This is a genomic window from Limnohabitans sp. Rim8 (assembly GCF_945901735.1).
In the GTDB taxonomy this organism is placed as follows: Bacteria; Pseudomonadota; Gammaproteobacteria; order Burkholderiales; family Burkholderiaceae_C; genus Limnohabitans_A.
In genome coordinates this window covers 45,101-60,626 of the sequence record NZ_CAMDLM010000002.1, presented here as the reverse complement: position 1 = coordinate 60,626, position 15,526 = coordinate 45,101, and the positions used below count along the sequence as shown (strand labels likewise).

The 15,526-nt window shown below is 62.4% G+C and carries 11 protein-coding genes; 7 read left to right on the top strand and 4 right to left on the bottom strand.

From position 1 onward, the window contains the following. Positions 1-17: 17 nt before the first annotated feature. From Q0O99_RS01515 to glp, 5 genes are all read left to right on the top strand, one after another. Positions 18-2,087 (top strand): sodium-translocating pyrophosphatase, encoded by a 2,070-nt coding sequence (locus tag Q0O99_RS01515; protein ID WP_293747815.1) that lies wholly within the window; start codon positions 18-20, stop codon positions 2,085-2,087. Positions 2,088-2,207: 120 nt separating this feature from the next. Then, positions 2,208-3,641 (top strand): aldehyde dehydrogenase family protein, encoded by a 1,434-nt coding sequence (locus Q0O99_RS01510; protein WP_293747813.1) that lies wholly within the window; start codon positions 2,208-2,210, stop codon positions 3,639-3,641. 257 nt (positions 3,642-3,898) lie between these two features. Then, positions 3,899-5,041, top strand: a complete 1,143-nt coding sequence (moaA, locus tag Q0O99_RS01505) for a GTP 3',8-cyclase MoaA (RefSeq protein WP_293747811.1) — start codon at positions 3,899-3,901, stop codon at positions 5,039-5,041. Between the two features lie 5 nt (positions 5,042-5,046). Further along, positions 5,047-5,688: a molybdenum cofactor guanylyltransferase MobA gene (mobA, locus tag Q0O99_RS01500; protein WP_293747809.1), complete on the top strand. Its 642-nt coding sequence runs from the start codon at positions 5,047-5,049 to the stop codon at positions 5,686-5,688. Between the two features lie 34 nt (positions 5,689-5,722). Further along, positions 5,723-7,012: a gephyrin-like molybdotransferase Glp gene (gene glp, locus Q0O99_RS01495; RefSeq protein ID WP_293747807.1), complete on the top strand. Its 1,290-nt coding sequence runs from the start codon at positions 5,723-5,725 to the stop codon at positions 7,010-7,012. Between the two features lie 168 nt (positions 7,013-7,180). Here the strand turns inward: glp and Q0O99_RS01490 are convergent, their stop codons facing one another. The 4 genes from Q0O99_RS01490 to Q0O99_RS01475 form a co-directional block, all read right to left on the bottom strand. Then, a complete protein-coding gene (locus tag Q0O99_RS01490) occupies positions 7,181-10,258 on the bottom strand; it encodes an efflux RND transporter permease subunit (RefSeq protein ID WP_293747804.1) in 3,078 nt (1,025 codons plus the stop codon). Next, entirely contained in the window at positions 10,245-11,621 is a 1,377-nt protein-coding gene (locus Q0O99_RS01485) for an efflux RND transporter periplasmic adaptor subunit (protein WP_293747802.1), read from the bottom strand. The genes Q0O99_RS01490 and Q0O99_RS01485 overlap by 14 nt, the downstream gene beginning before the upstream one ends. A gap of 151 nt (positions 11,622-11,772) precedes the next feature. Further along, positions 11,773-12,219 carry a ribonuclease HI gene (rnhA, locus tag Q0O99_RS01480; protein WP_293747800.1) on the bottom strand — a complete coding sequence of 149 codons (447 nt, stop codon included), beginning with the start codon at positions 12,217-12,219 and terminating at the stop codon, positions 11,773-11,775. Next, entirely contained in the window at positions 12,206-13,087 is an 882-nt protein-coding gene (locus Q0O99_RS01475) for a methyltransferase domain-containing protein (protein WP_293747798.1), read from the bottom strand. The genes rnhA and Q0O99_RS01475 overlap by 14 nt, the downstream gene beginning before the upstream one ends. Here Q0O99_RS01475 and gloB point away from each other — a divergent pair. Both gloB and Q0O99_RS01465 read left to right on the top strand, forming a co-directional pair. After that, positions 13,086-13,859 carry a hydroxyacylglutathione hydrolase gene (gloB, locus tag Q0O99_RS01470; protein WP_293747796.1) on the top strand — a complete coding sequence of 258 codons (774 nt, stop codon included), beginning with the start codon at positions 13,086-13,088 and terminating at the stop codon, positions 13,857-13,859. The genes Q0O99_RS01475 and gloB overlap by 2 nt on opposite strands. Next, a complete protein-coding gene (locus tag Q0O99_RS01465; protein WP_293747794.1) occupies positions 13,856-15,469 on the top strand; it encodes a transglycosylase SLT domain-containing protein in 1,614 nt (537 codons plus the stop codon). The genes gloB and Q0O99_RS01465 overlap by 4 nt, the downstream gene beginning before the upstream one ends. Positions 15,470-15,526 lie beyond the last annotated feature (57 nt).

Genomic DNA, 15,526 nt, shown 5'->3' with positions numbered 1-15,526 from the left:
CATCGAGGAGTTCAACGATGACAGGAAATTCAGCGCTCATTTTGGCGCTCGTATGTGGTCTGATTGCCGTGGCTTACGGCATTTGGGCCCGAGGGTGGATCCTTTCTCAAGATGCCGGCAATGCCCGGATGCAGGAAATTGCAGCGGCCATTCAGGCTGGTGCGGCGGCCTATCTGGCCCGGCAATACAAAACCATCGCCATCGTCGGCGTGGTGCTGGCCATCCTGATGGGCATCTTTCTGGATGGCATCACCGCCATCGGTTTCGTGATCGGCGCAGTGCTTTCTGGCGCTTGCGGCTTTATCGGCATGAATGTGTCGGTCAAAGCCAACGTGCGCACGGCCCAGGCCGCCACCAAAGGCATTGGCCCGGCGCTGGACGTGGCGTTTCGGGGTGGTGCCATCACCGGCATGCTGGTTGTGGGCTTGGGTCTGTTGGGGGTCACCGGTTTTTACTGGTTTTTGGTGGGCAATGGCAATCTGACGCCTGACAAGAACCTGGCCAATTTGCTCAACCCCTTGATTGGTTTTGCCTTTGGCTCTTCGCTCATCTCAATTTTTGCCAGATTAGGCGGCGGCATTTTCACCAAGGGCGCTGACGTGGGGGCCGACCTGGTGGGCAAAGTGGAAGCCGGCATCCCCGAGGACGATCCGCGCAACCCTGCTGTGATTGCCGACAACGTGGGCGACAACGTGGGCGACTGCGCCGGCATGGCCGCCGACCTGTTCGAGACGTATGCCGTGACCTTGATCGCGACCATGGTGCTGGGGGCCTTGCTGATTTCGGCGGCACCCGGTCAGGCCGTGCTGTACCCGCTGGCCTTGGGCGCGGTGTCCATCATCGCCTCCATCATTGGTTGCTTCTTCGTCAAGGCTTCTCCGGGCATGACCAACGTGATGCCTGCGCTCTACAAAGGCTTGGCCATCTCGGGCGTGCTGTCCTTGATCGCCTTTTACTTTGTCACCATCTGGCTGATGCCTGACAACGCCCTGGGCGCTGCGGGCAGCCAAATGAAACTGTTTGGCGCCTGTGCTGTGGGTCTGGTGCTCACGGCCGCCTTGGTCTGGATCACCGAGTTCTACACCGGCACGCAATACGCCCCGGTGCAGCACATCGCTCAGGCCTCGACCACCGGCCACGGCACCAACATCATCGCTGGCCTGGGCGTGTCCATGCGCTCGACGGCTTGGCCTGTGATGTTTGTCTGCCTGGCCATCTGGACCGCGTACGCTCTGGGTGGCCTTTACGGCATCGCTGTGGCAGCGACATCCATGCTGAGCATGGCAGGCATCGTGGTGGCGCTGGACGCTTATGGCCCCATCACCGACAACGCGGGCGGCATTGCAGAAATGGCCGAAATGCCCAGCAGTGTGCGAGACATCACCGACCCGCTGGATGCCGTGGGCAACACCACCAAGGCGGTGACCAAGGGTTACGCCATTGGCTCGGCAGGCCTGGCCTCACTGGTGCTTTTTGCCGACTACACGCACAAACTGGAAGCCTATGGCAAAGCCATCAGTTTTGACTTGTCCGACCCTCTGGTCATCATTGGACTGTTCATTGGCGGGCTGATCCCCTACTTGTTCGGGGCCATGGCCATGGAAGCGGTGGGCCGGGCTGCAGGCAGTGTGGTGGTTGAAGTGCGTCGCCAGTTCAAGGAGATCCCCGGCATCATGGAAGGCACGGCCAAGCCCGAATACGGCAAGGCTGTGGACATGCTGACCACGGCCGCCATCAAGGAAATGGTCATCCCCAGCCTGTTGCCCGTGGTGGTGCCGGTGCTGGTCGGTTTGATCTTGGGCCCCAAGGCGCTGGGCGGTTTACTGATGGGCACCATCATCACCGGCCTGTTTGTGGCCATTTCGATGTGCACCGGCGGTGGCGCTTGGGACAACGCCAAGAAATACATCGAAGACGGCCACCATGGCGGCAAAGGCTCAGACGCCCACAAAGCGGCCGTGACCGGAGATACGGTGGGTGACCCTTACAAGGACACCGCTGGCCCGGCGATCAACCCACTGATCAAGATCATCAACATCGTGGCGCTGCTGATCGTGCCTCTGGTCATGCAGGTTCACGGCACCTGATCTCCTTTGCAAGGTCTGACAGGCCCGCTTCGGCGGGCCTTTTTTTGTGCCCGGCTCAGTCGCAAAGGTCGATGTCCCGTGGGTGATTTTCAAAATCCTGCCCGGGTTCACAATAGCCCCATGCAAATGAACTTCATCGCCAACCAATCCACCCCTGCCCTGGCCGGCCAAACCATCGACGTGCTCGACCCGTCTGACGGACAGGTGTTCGATCAGATCCCACGCAGCCAAGCCGCCGACATTGACGCCGCCGTAAAAGCCGCCAGGGCCGCCTTCAACGGCCCCTGGGGCAAGCTCAGCGCCATGGAGCGTGGTCGCTTGCTCATGAAGCTGTCGCAAAAAGTGAGCGAGCATGCCGCCGAGCTGGCCGCATTGGAGCAGCGCGATTGCGGCAAGCCCACCAAACAGGCCGCCGCCGATTCACTGGCATTGGCACGTTACTTTGAGTTTTATGCCGGGTCCTGCGACAAGCTGCACGGCGAGACCCTGCCCTACCAAAACGGCTACAGCGTGCTGACCTGGCGCGAGCCACACGGCGTGACGGGCCATGTGATTCCATGGAACTACCCGATGCAAATTTTTGGGCGCAGCGTGGGCGGGGCTTTGGCCGCTGGCAATGCCTGCGTGGTCAAACCGGCCGAGGACGCTTGCCTGAGCCTGATCCGGGTGGCGCAGCTGGCCGCCGAGGTGGGCTTTCCTGCCGGGGCCATCAACATCGTCACCGGTTATGGCCACGAGGTGGGCGATGCATTGGCCCGCCACCCGGGCATTGACCACATCAGCTTCACCGGCAGCCCCCAGGTGGGCACACTCATTCAGCAAGTGGCCGCCGAGCGGCATTGCCCGGTGACGCTGGAGCTGGGCGGTAAAAGCCCACAAATCATTTTTGAAGACGCCGACCTGGACACGGCCATTCCGGTGGTGGTCAACGCCATCGTGCAAAACTCTGGCCAGACCTGCAGCGCGGGCTCTCGCGTCTTGATTCAACAAGGCATTTACGAGCCGTTGTTGAAACGCCTGGGCGAGGCCTTTGGCCGCCTGCAGGTGGGCTCTGCCGCCATGAACCTGGACTTGGGGCCTTTAATTCGGGCCAGCCAGTTGGAACGGGTCACCGGCTTTTTGGACCAGGCCAAGGCAGACGGGATCGACACGGTGGCCCAAGGGCACATTGCGGCGGGTGTGCCTGCGGGCGGCTTTTACCAAGCTCCCACTTTGCTGCGCGACGTGCCGGTGATGCACCGGCTGGCGCAAGAAGAAGTGTTTGGCCCGGTCCTGTCGGCCATGTCCTTTAACGACGAAGACCACGCGGTCGAATTGGCCAATGCCACCGATTTCGGCTTGGTCGCCGGTATCTGGACGCGCGATGGTGGCCGCCAGTTCCGCATGGCCAAGCGCGTGCGCAGCGGCCAGGTGTTCATCAACAACTACGGCGCGGGCGGTGGCGTGGAGCTGCCCTTTGGCGGCGTCAAGTCCTCGGGCTATGGCCGCGAAAAAGGCTTTGAAGCCCTGCTGGGCTTCACCACCCTCAAGACGGTGGCCATCCAGCACGGTTAAGGCGAGCAAGCGACCTTTATGCGCCGACCGTCCCCGTAGGTCGCGGCCTTTAGGGTCCGACATTTGGACCTTCGCACTGCGCCATTTCCAACAAGCCACGGTCCGCAAGCGCCTTGTCGGACCTGAAGGCACCGACCTGCAAATACCGCCCCCGCAGGTCGCGGCCAATAAGTCCCGAAATGTGTGCTTGAAAGACCATTGTTCATTCTTGACCATACCGCATGAAGGGCCCGGCAGCTCGGGCACAATCAACCCCCATGTCTGAACGCGTCATTCCGCTGGTTGACCAGCGCCATCCCAGCTTGCCTTTGCCCACGTTGCTGGCGGGCCAAGACTTGAGCGCCCTGCCCTTGGACGGCCTGCGCCGCCCGCTGACCGATTTCCGTATCAGCGTGACCGACCGGTGCAACTTCAGGTGCAGTTATTGCATGCCCAAGGAAGTCTTTGACAAGGACTACGCCTACCTGCCTCAGAGCCATTTGCTGAGCTTTGAAGAAATCACCCGCATCGCCAACGTGTTCGTGGGCCGAGGCGTACGCAAGATTCGCCTGACCGGGGGTGAGCCCCTGCTGCGCAAGAACATTGAAATCCTGATCGAACAATTGGCGGCGTTGCGCACCCCCGACGGCCAGCCGCTCGATTTGACCCTGACCACCAACGGCTCGCTCTTGGCGCGCAAGGCCCAAAGCCTGAAAGACGCGGGCCTGCAACGTGTCACCGTGAGCCTGGACGGGCTGGATGACAAGGTCTTTCGCCAGATGAACGATGTGGACTTTCCGGTGGCCGATGTGCTGGCCGGGATCGAAGCCGCGCAGGCGGCGGGCCTGGGGCCGATCAAGGTCAACATGGTGGTCAAGCACGGCACCAACGAGCACGAAATTTTGCCCATGGCGCGGCACTTCCAGGGCACAGGCATCGTGCTGCGATTCATTGAATACATGGACGTGGGCGCGACGAATGGCTGGTGCATGGACGAAGTGTTGCCCAGCGCCGAGGTGATCCGCCGTCTGAATGCCGAGCTGCCGCTGGTGCAACTCGACCCAGCCGCTCCCGGTGAGACCGCCGAGCGCTGGGGTTATGCCAACGCCCAAGGCGAGCATGACCCATTGCTGGGCGAGGTGGGTGTGATCAGCAGCGTGACGCAAGCGTTTTGCGGCGACTGCAACCGCGCCCGCTTGTCCACCGAAGGCCGCTTGTATTTGTGCTTGTTTGCCAGCCAGGGCTACGACCTGCGCCAGCTGCTGCGCGACCCGCTGCAAAGCGACCACACGCTGGCCCAGACGGTGGACGCCATCTGGCGCGGACGGACTGACCAATATTCGGTGCTGCGCAGCCTGCGCGGGCCGGACACCGCCAGCGGCCCCGGCCGTAGGGTGGAAATGAGCTACATAGGAGGCTGAAGGCCATGAACCCCCATACCGAGAGCGCACCGGGCGCACCGGGCATCACCGGCCTCATCCTCGCTGGAGGTCGCGGCTCACGCATGGGTGGCGTCGACAAAGGCCTGCAAAATTTTCGCGGCATGCCGTTGGCCCTGCAAACCCTGATGCGCCTGCAGTTACAAAGCTTGCCGCCCCAAGAAATTTTGATCAACGCCAACCGCAACCTGGCCGCTTACGAATCGCTGGGCGTGCCGGTTTGGCCCGACAGCATCGACGGTTTTGCCGGACCTTTGGCGGGCTTCCTCACGGGCCTGGAGCGCTGCGAAACGCCGCTCTTGCTCACCGTGCCTTGCGACTCGCCGCTGTTTCCGCTGGACCTGGTGGCGCGTTTGGTGCAAGCCCTCCATGACCAAGACGCCGACATGGCCATGGCCGCCGCCCCTGACGCCGATGGCACGGTGCGTCCGCAGCCGGTGTTTTGCCTGCTCAAAACTGAGTTGCTGGAAAGCCTGGTGAAGTTCACCCAAAGTGGTGGCCGCAAGATCGACGCCTGGACGGCTCTGCACCGCTGCGCCATCGTGCCCTTTGACCAAATCGGTGACAGCCCGCAAGCCTTTGCCAATGCCAACACGCTGGCCGAACTGCAACAACTCGAATCCCTTTGAACCGCGCCGCACGGCACAGCCGTGCCCCATTGCCATGACCACCCCTGCCCTGTCCCTTGATCAGATCGCCGAACGCCTGCAAGGCTACGACCCACAGGCCTTGTCGGCCAGCCAGGTCAATGCGTTTTTGGCCCAACTGGTGCAGCCGGTACGCGAACAAGAGACTGTGCCGCTGATGCAGGCCCACGGCCGCATCCTGGCGCATGACGTGGTCTCGCCCATCAGCGTGCCGCCGCACGACAACTCGGCCATGGACGGCTACGCCCTGCGCGGCGCTGATTTGCTGAGCGACCGCCCTTGCCCTTTGACCGTGGTGGGTACCGCCTTCGCTGGCGCCGCTTGGCAGGGCACCGTGGGTGCCGGTGAATGCGTGCGCATCATGACCGGGGCCATCATGCCCGTCGGATTGGACACCGTGGCGCCACAAGAGCTGGTGCAAACCGAGGGCGAAACAGTGCGGGTGCCGCCAGGCATGCTGCTGCCGGGTGACAACCGCCGTCTGTTGGGCGAAGACCTGATGGCTGGGCAGCCTGCCTTGCGCGCAGGCACACGCTTGAGCCCCGCCGCCTGCGGCCTGCTGGCCAGCCTGGGGCTGCCCACCGCGACCGTCTGGCGCAGACCCAAGGTGGCCTATTTTTCAACCGGCGACGAGATTTTGAGCCTGGGCCAAGCGCCCCGCGAAGGCGCGGTGTACGACAGCAACCGCTACACCGTGGCGGGCCTGGTACAGGCACTGGGCTGCGAACTGATCGACATGGGCGTGGTGCGCGACGATCCGGCAGCCTTGGAGCAAGCCTTTGTGGATGCCGCCGCGCAAGCCGAAGCCATCATCACCAGCGGCGGTGTGAGCGTGGGCGAGGCCGACCACACCAAGGCCATGATGAAAAAGCTGGGCGACGTGGCGTTTTGGCGCATCGCCATGCGTCCTGGTCGCCCCATGGCGGTGGGCCGCATCACGCAGGGTGATCGCTCGGCCGTGCTGTTTGGCCTGCCCGGCAACCCGGTGGCGGTGATGGTGACCTTTGCGGCCTTTGTGCGCCCCGCTCTGCAGCGGCTCATGGGCTGGCAAGCGCCCGCGCTGCCCCTGCTCAAGGCTAAAAGCACCGAGGCGCTGCGCAAAAAACCCGGCCGCACCGAATACCAGCGCGGCATTGTCAGCACCAACGCGGCGGGTGAGTTGCAAGTCAACATCACCGGCAACCAAGGCTCGGGCGTGCTCAGCTCCATGGTGCAGGCCAATGGCCTGATCGTGCTGGGCCATGCCCAAGGAAACGTGGCCGTGGGCGACGCGGTGGATGTGATGATGTTTGACGGTCACCTTTGAGCCACACATTGGCGGTGCATGACCGCCATGTCGGACCTGAAGGCCCCGACCTGCGAATACCGAAACACGATTACCGGGGATGCGGGTGCATCCCCCGTAGATCGGGCCTTTATGGTCCGACAGACATCTCCTCGCGAAGCGACATCCATCAAACCAAAACTGCAGCACTCAGTGCCCAGCTTGCGGTGTCTCATGCGCCAACGCCTTGTTCGGCCCCGGCACCGATTTGCGGGCCAGCAACGAGTACATGGTCGGCACCACAAACACGGCCAACAAAGTGCCCAAGCTCATGCCGCCCACAATCACCCAGCCGATTTGCGTGCGGCTTTCAGCACCTGCGCCGGTGGCCAAGGCCAGCGGCACCGCGCCCAGCACCATGGCCCCGGTGGTCATCAAGATCGGGCGCAACCGCTGGGCCGACGCCTTGATCAAGGCCTCTTGCATGTTCATGCCTTGTTCGCGCAGTTGGTTGGTGAATTCCACGATCAAAATGCCGTGCTTGGTGATCAAGCCCACCAGGGTGATCAGGCCGATTTGCGAATACACGTTGAGCGACCCGCCCGTCCATTTGAGCGCCAGCAGCGCCCCGATCGTGGACAAGGGCACCGACAGCATGATGACAAAGGGGTCGATGAAACTCTCAAACTGGGCAGACAAGACCAAGAAGATGAACAACAGCGCCAGAACGAAGACGACCACCAAAGCGCCCTGCGAGTTCTTGAATTCGCGTGATGTGCCGTTGAGCTCGGTGGTGTAGCCCGGCTTGAGCACTTTGGCCGCCGCTTCATCCATGAACTTGATCGCTTCGCCCAGCGAGTAATCTGGGGCCAGGTTGGCGGTGATGGACACCGAACGGCGCTGACCAAAGTGGTTCAGCTCGCGCGGCGACACACTCTCGCGCACCTTGACCAGGCTAGAAAGCGGGACCATGGTGTCGTTGCGACCGCGCACCTGGATCACGTCAATGTCGTCGGGCGTGTTGCGGCTGGCGGCCAAGGTTTGCACAATCACGTCGTACTGCTCAGCATCGCGCTTGTAACGCGTGACCACCCGGCCGCCCAACATGGTCTCGATGGTGCGGGCCACCACTTCGATGCTCACGCCCAGCTCGGCGGCCTTCACGCGGTCCACCTCGATGCGCAACTCGGGTTTGTTCAGACGCAAGTCCACATCAGGCGACAAGATGCCCGGGTTCTTGGCCACCTCGTCCATCAACTGGCGGGTCAACTGATTCAAATTTTGGTAGCTGTCGGAGGTTTGAATCACAAAGTTAAGCGGTCGCTCGCGAAAGCCCTGCCCCAAGGAGGGCGGCGTGATCGGGAATGCATTGACACCCGGCAGGCTGTTGAACTTGCCACCCAATTCACGCGCGATCTCCAGGGTGGTGCGCTTGCGCTCGTCCCAGTCCACCGCACGGTAAACCACCGAGCCTTGGCCGACTGTGGGGTTGCCCATGTTGGAAAAAATCCGGTCGAACTCGGGATAGGCCTGACCGAACTTCTCCAGCGAACGGGCATAGCGGTCGGTGTATTCCAGCGTGGCGCCATCGGGCGCGTTGACGGTGGCCAAAATCACACCCCGGTCTTCCAGCGGCGCGAGTTCTTGCTTCATGGTGGGGTAAATCATGGCAATGCCGGCACCCGAACCGATCATGACCAGCACCACCACCCAACGGGCGCGGTTCAGGATCAAGGTCAACAGCCTTTCATAGCCATTGGACAATCCCGTGAGCCTGCGCTCCATGAAACGGTCGAACCAGCTGGGGTTGGGGTTGTGGCGCAGCAATTTGCTGCTGAGCATGGGTGCCAAGGTCAAGGCCACAAAACCGGACACGATCACCGCGCCAGCCAGCGCCAGCGCAAACTCGCCAAACAACTTGCCGGTGCGCCCGGGCGTGAAAGCCAGGGGCGCAAACACGGCAGCCAGCGTCATGGTCATGGCGATGACGGCAAAACTGATCTCGCGAACACCCTTGATGGCGGCGGAAAACGGGTCCAGCCCTTCTTCAATGTGCCGGTAAATGTTTTCCAGCACCACAATGGCATCGTCCACCACAAGACCAATGGCCAGCACCAACGCCAACAGGGTCAGGGTGTTGATGGTGAAGCCCGCCAAGGCCATCATGGCAAACGCGCCGATCAAACTGACCGGGATGGTAATGATGGGGATGATGGAAGCGCGGATGGTGCGCAAGAACACGAAAATCACCAAGGCCACCAGCACCACGGCCTCAACAATGGTCGTGAACACATTCTTGATGGATCGGTCGATGAAGACCGAGTTGTCGTTGGCCACCTCGATCGCAATGTCACCAGGCAAATCGGCCTTCAACCGAGGAATCATCTCGCGCACGCCTGCCGACAGTTCCAGCGGGTTGGCCGTGGCCTGCCGAATCACACCCGCAGAAATAGCAGGCCGCCCGTTGAGCCGCACCGCGCTGCGGTCATTCGCGGCGTCTTCCTTGATCTGGGCGACGTCGCGCAGCTTGACTGGAAAACCGTTGACACTGCGGATCACGATCTCGCCAAACTGGCCCGGGCGGGTCAGGTCGGTCTGCGAGGACACACTGAATTCGCGGTTGGTCGATTCAATCCGGCCCGCTGGCAACTCGAGGTTGCTGCGCCGGATGGCGTCTTCCACATCTTGTGGGGTGAGTTTGTAGGACGACAGTCGGGCATGGTCCAGCGAGACCAGCATGGCGTATTTGCGCTCGCCAAAAATACGGACGTCGGCCACTCCCGTGACGGTCTGCAGTCGCGGCTTGACCACACGGTTGACCAGGTCGTTGATTTGCAAGGCATTGAGCGTGTCACTGGAAAAAGCCAGCCAAATCACCGGAAAAGCATCGGCTTCGACCTTGGCGATCACCGGTTCTTCGATGGCTTGTGGCAAACGGTTGCGCACCCGCGATGTGCGGTCACGCACTTCGGCTGCTGCCGTGTCGGCGTCTTTTTCAAGACGAAATTTCACCGTAATCTGCGACTGCTCGGCGCGACTGATGGAGGTGATGACATCGACCGCGTCAATGCCGGCAATCGAGTCTTCCAGCGGTTTGGTGACCTGCGACTCGACCACTTCGGCCGAGGCCCCGACATAGCGGGTGGTCACGGTGACAGTGGGCTCGTCGATCTTGGGGTATTCGCGCAAAGACAGGCTCTTGAAGCTGACGGCACCAATCAACACGATCAACAAGGACATGACGACGGCCAATACAGGCCGTCGGATGGAGACTTCAGCGAGCTGCATCGGCTTCCCTCAGGCAAGGGTTGGGACCCGTCAAGGCCACAGGACGGCCCGCGCCTTGACCAGGAGGTCGTCCAGCGCCAGAAGCACGAGCACCTTGCGGACCTGCACCTTGTGCTGCAGCCCCTGCAGGCGAAGCGCCTGCAACGGGAGCGCCCGGCCCTGCAGGACCGGGCGGCCCAGGGGGACCACCAGGCTTGCCACCTGAAGATTGGGGCAAGTCCACCACGCGCAGGGCCGTGCCGTCCTTTTGCAAGCGCTGATGACCCGCTGTGACCACCGTGTCACCGGCAGACAAACCTTCCAGAATTTCCACCTTGCCCGGCTGACGTAAGCCGACCTTGACTACCACACGCTCGGACACGCGCACATCGGGCTTGTCACCCTGCACCACCTTGACGACAAAGGTGCGCCCGCCCTGCGGGATGATGGCTTCCTCGGGAATGACCAAGGCGTTGTCGCGCGAGCCAAAGACCGCATTCACGCGGGCAAACATGCCAGGGCGCAATTGCTGCTGGCGGTTGTCGATGCAGCCACGCACGCCGACAGAGCGACCATTGGCTTCGATCAAAGGGTCCACCGCTTGCACGATGGCTGAGAAAGGCCGCCCCGGCAAGGCGTCCACCGTCAGCTGCGTTTTTTGACCCGCTCGGACCTTGGCCTGAAAACGCTCCGGCAAACGGAAGTCGAGCAGCACCGCATCGATGTCCTCCACATTGACCATGTCCGCGCCGTCTTTGAGGTAATCGCCCACGTTGATTTGCTTGAGACCGGTGATCCCATCAAACGGGGCCAACACCTGCAGGCGCTGCAGCGTGGCCTGCGCCAGAGACAACTTGGCGCGCGAGACTTCCAGGGCTGCTGCGCTCTCGTCCAGCGAGCGCTGGCTGATGAAATTTTGCGCCACCAGTTCCTGGTTGCGCTTGTGATTGGCCTCGGCAATGGACAGTTCTGCACGCGCCTGAGCGACTTGGGCCTGCTGCAGTTGGTCCTCCAACTGCACCATCAACTGACCCTTGCGCACGCGTTGGCCGTCGTTGAAGAAAATCTGTTTGACGCGCCCAGCGACTTCGGGGCGCAGCATCACGCCCTGGCGCGAGCGCAAACTGCCCACGGCCTGGGTCTCGTCCACCAAGGTCATGCTCTCCACCTTAGCCACCTCCACTGCAGGCGCCCGGCCTGCTCCGCCAGCCGGTCCGGCCCCTTGCGCACCAGCGGAGGCACCGGTAGCACCACCTGGTGCAGAAGCCGCCGCAGTGGGTGCCGCACCGTCAACCAGGGCCTTGTTTTGCCACCACCATGCGGCCCCAGAGGCCACGGAAATGCCCAGCAGGGCCAGCACTGCATATTTCTTCTTGTAAGCCATTCAGGTTTCTCTCAGGTTTCGTACGCCAAGACTCCAGCAATGTAACAGCGTGCAAGCTATTTCCCTCTGCTTGGCAGGGCCTTGAGACAGGCCAAGCCTTTGGCATCCGTGCGGCATGGGCGCTGGCCTGTGCCGGCTTGGGCCAGCCATTTCATCGGCCCAAGGCTTTGTCCACGCCGAGGTTGGCCAGTGCATCGGCCCGCTCGTTGCCCGGATCGCCGTTGTGGCCTTTGACCCAGCGCCAATCGATCTGATGTCCCGAAGAGGACACCACGGCGTCGAGTTTTTGCCATAAGTCGGCATTTTTGACAGGCTGCTTGGCGGCAGTTTTCCAGCCCCGGGCTTTCCACCCATGGATCCACTCGGTGATGCCCTTGCGCACATATTCGCTGTCGAGGTACAGCGTGACCTGGCAAGGGCGCTTGAGGGCCAACAGGCCTTCGATGACGGCGGTCATCTCCATGCGATTGTTGGTGGTGTTCAACTCACCGCCAAACAGCTCTTGCAGATGCTGGCCGGACTGCAGACGAACGCCCCAGCCGCCGGGGCCGGGGTTGCCTTTGCAGGCACCATCGGTGTGAATTTCAACGTGGGTCAAAAGCGTCTTTCTCGGCAGGGGGGTAGGCCATGAAGGTATCGGAGCGGGCGACGGGCGCGGTCGCTGCAGCGGGCGATCGTACCGTGCGCCATGGGCGCGCCGGCAACAAGCGCCCCCCAGGCACACGTTTGGTGGCCAACAACAGATAAACGCCCCCCAAAATCGGCCACCAACGCTCACCCGCGCGCTCCATCCAACCCAGGCGCTGCATCCAGCGCTCACTGCCCAGGGCTGGGCTCCAGCCACCGAAACGGCTGACCTGCACCTCAAAACCCAGCAGCCGCAGCCAATCGCGCAGGCGCCGATACGCGATCAGGCTGTGCACCGGCGCGCCCCCTACTAAGCGCATGCTGCCGCGCAGTGGCCGCCGGCCCCACAAACTCATGGGATTGAGGCCCGTGATCAGCACCTGCCCCTCGGGAATCAGCACCCGTTCGACCTCGCGCAAACAGGCGTGCGGATCGGCCGAGCGCTCCAAAGTGTGCGGCAACACCACCAGGTCCAGGCTGTCGGCTTGCCAAGGCCAAGCGCGGCTGTCTAGCCACACATCGGGGTCATCCTCCAGCGGTATGGCAGGGGGCGGGGACTGCGGCGGCTGCAAGTTCTGCAGCTCTGGCGCGCACAAGGCCTTGTTCGATTGAGGCCATTCGAACTCGGCGCCCGCTTGCCAGCGATGGGGCATTCGGTTGTGGCGCAAGGCCTTGAGCTCTGGCCAACCCAGTTGCACCGCGTGGTAGCCAAAGACATCGGCCAGCAACGCATCGGTCTGAGCCTGCTCCCAGGCCAGCAAGCGCGAAGCCACCGGCTGCCCGAGATGCGCCAGCCAAGCGGGCGGGGGGGGTTGGCTTTCTATAATCGAACGATCCATGAAACTCATTGCCCTGCCCGCTTTCGCAGACAACTATATTTGGTTGTTGCACACCGACCGCCACGCCCTCGTGGTGGACCCCGGCGACAGTGCGCCCGTGCTGGCCTGGATGCAAGCGCACCCAAGTCTTCAGCTGGACACGATTCTAGTCACGCACCACCACGCCGATCACACCGGCGGCCTGGCCGAACTGGTGGCACAAACCGGGGCACGCGTGCTGGGCCCCGCCCTCGAGCAAATGCCCGTGCCCACCCAAGGCCTGCAACAAGGTGACTGCTTTGACTGGCATGGCCTGCAACTTCAGGTTCACCAGGTGCCAGGCCATACCCTGGGTCACATCGCCTTTTGGGCGCAACCCACGGGCCAAGACCCACTGCTTTTTTGTGGCGATATGCTGTTTTCGGGCTGGTGCGGGCGTTTGTTTGAAGGCACGCCGGCCCAAATGCTGGACTCGCTTGACCGCTTGGCCGCCTTGCCAGGTGCCACGCGGGTTTGCTGCGCCCACGATTACCCCTTGTCCAACCTGAAGTTTGCGCTGGCTGTCGAACCCGGCAACTTGGCGCTGCAAGACCACTTGGCGCGTTGCACGCGTCTGCGCAGCCAAACGCTGCCCACTTTGCCTGTGGCGCTTCAAACCGAACGCGCCATCAACCCTTTCTTGCGAAGCCGCATGGCCTGTGTCGCTGCCGCCGTGCGCCAGCGTGACCGCCTGGTCGTGGATGATGTGACCACCTTTGCAGCGCTTCGCCAATGGAAAAACAACTTCCGATGAACCTGACTGCCCTGGCCCCAGCCCGCCTCATCCGCCCCAGCTGGGTCTTGCTTCTGGCGGCTTTCTTATCTGGATGCGCCACCTCGGTGCCTAGCCCGCAGCCTCCCATAGAGCGCCTGCCTGCGGCCGAGGCAGCGCCCACAACGCCCACACCCGCCGCTATGACGGTGCCACCCGTGAAACCCGCGCCGCCGGTGCCTGCCACCGTGTCAGGCCCTGCGGTGCCTTTGGCGCCTGCGGTGACCGAAATGAACGAGGAGCGGCCGGTGGCCCTCAAGCCTCATGCCATTCTCGGTCTGCAAGAGCCAATCGACATCTGGGAGCGCATCCGCCGGGGCTTTGCCATGCCCGACTTGAACAACCCCCTGGTCCGTAACCGCGAGCAGTGGTATGCCAGTCGGCCCGACTACATGCTGCGCATGACCGAGCGCTCGCGGCCTTACCTGTTTCACATCGTTGAGGAACTTGAACGGCGCAAGATGCCCACCGAGCTGGCCTTGCTGCCCTTCATCGAATCGGCCTTCAACCCCCAAGCCGTGTCCAGCGCCAAGGCCGCGGGCATGTGGCAGTTCATGCCGGCCACAGGCAAATATTTCGACCTGAAACAAAACCTCTTCAGGGACGAGCGCCGCGATGTGCTGGAGTCCACCCGTGCGGCTCTCGATTACCTGCAAAAACTTTACACCCTGTTTGGCGACTGGCACCTGGCCTTGGCCGCCTACAACTGGGGCGAAGGCAGCGTGGGCAGGGCGTTGGCGCGCAACAAGGCGCAAGGCTTGCCACTGACCTACAGCGACCTGCGCATGCCCGACGAAACGCGCTACTACGTGCCCAAACTGCAAGCGGTCAAAAACATCGTGGCCCAACCCGAAGCCTTCAAGACCGAGTTGCCCCTGATCCAAAACCACCCCTTCTTCAAGAGCGTGGCCATCGAGCGGGACATCGACGTGGCCATAGCCGCCAAACTGGCCAACGTGAGCCTGGAAGACTTCAAGGCCCTGAACCCTGCCATGAACCGCCCCGTGATTTTGGCGGCAGGCACGCCGCTCATCCTGCTGCCTTGGGACAACGCCACGGTGTTTCAAACCAACCTGCAAGCGCACTCAGAACGCCGCCTGTCCAGCTGGACGGCCTGGCAAGCACCTCGCACCATGCCGGCAGAAGAAGTGGCCAAGCAAGTGGGGATGTCCGCGGAGCAGCTGCGCAGTGTCAACGGCATTCCAGCTCGCATGCTGGTCAAGGCCGGCTCCACTTTGCTGGTGCCGCGCCAAGGCAAGCTGGACAGCGATGTGACCGAGCACCTGGCCGACAACGGCCAACTGCTGCTGGCCCCCGAGTTGGTGTTGCGCAAGATCACGGTCAAGGCCCGCCCAGGCGATACGCTCATGCGTTTGGCATCACGGCACGGCGTGAGCGCCACCAGCGTGGCAGACTGGAACCGTCTCAAACCGAATGCCACGCTGTCCAATGGACAAATTTTGAGCATTTATGTGCCGGCCAAGGCCTCCCGAAAGTCAGCACCTCAGCGCAGTCAGGCACGCGCCAAAACCGCTGCGCGCTCTGACAAGCGTTCCGACAGGCCTGCAGCCCAAGCTGCACCCAAACGCTGAACAAAACCTCTTTTGCCCACTCTTAGGGGCCATTGGGCGCTGCGCCCATGACGCCTC

Bases quoted from the DNA above. Each gene is read 5' to 3' on its own strand.
- gloB (WP_293747796.1), top strand. From the start codon at position 13,086: ATGAAACTCATTGCCCTGCCCGCTTTCGCAGACAACTATATTTGGTTG.
- moaA (WP_293747811.1), top strand. From the start codon at position 3,899: ATGTCTGAACGCGTCATTCCGCTGGTTGACCAGCGCCATCCCAGCTTG.
- mobA (WP_293747809.1), top strand. From the start codon at position 5,047: ATGAACCCCCATACCGAGAGCGCACCGGGCGCACCGGGCATCACCGGC.
- Q0O99_RS01510 (WP_293747813.1), top strand. From the start codon at position 2,208: ATGCAAATGAACTTCATCGCCAACCAATCCACCCCTGCCCTGGCCGGC.
- Q0O99_RS01475 (WP_293747798.1), bottom strand. From the start codon at position 13,087: ATGGATCGTTCGATTATAGAAAGCCAACCCCCCCCGCCCGCTTGGCTG.
- Q0O99_RS01485 (WP_293747802.1), bottom strand. From the start codon at position 11,621: ATGGCTTACAAGAAGAAATATGCAGTGCTGGCCCTGCTGGGCATTTCC.
- Q0O99_RS01465 (WP_293747794.1), top strand. From the start codon at position 13,856: ATGAACCTGACTGCCCTGGCCCCAGCCCGCCTCATCCGCCCCAGCTGG.
- Q0O99_RS01490 (WP_293747804.1), bottom strand. From the start codon at position 10,258: ATGCAGCTCGCTGAAGTCTCCATCCGACGGCCTGTATTGGCCGTCGTC.
- Q0O99_RS01515 (WP_293747815.1), top strand. From the start codon at position 18: ATGACAGGAAATTCAGCGCTCATTTTGGCGCTCGTATGTGGTCTGATT.
- glp (WP_293747807.1), top strand. From the start codon at position 5,723: ATGACCACCCCTGCCCTGTCCCTTGATCAGATCGCCGAACGCCTGCAA.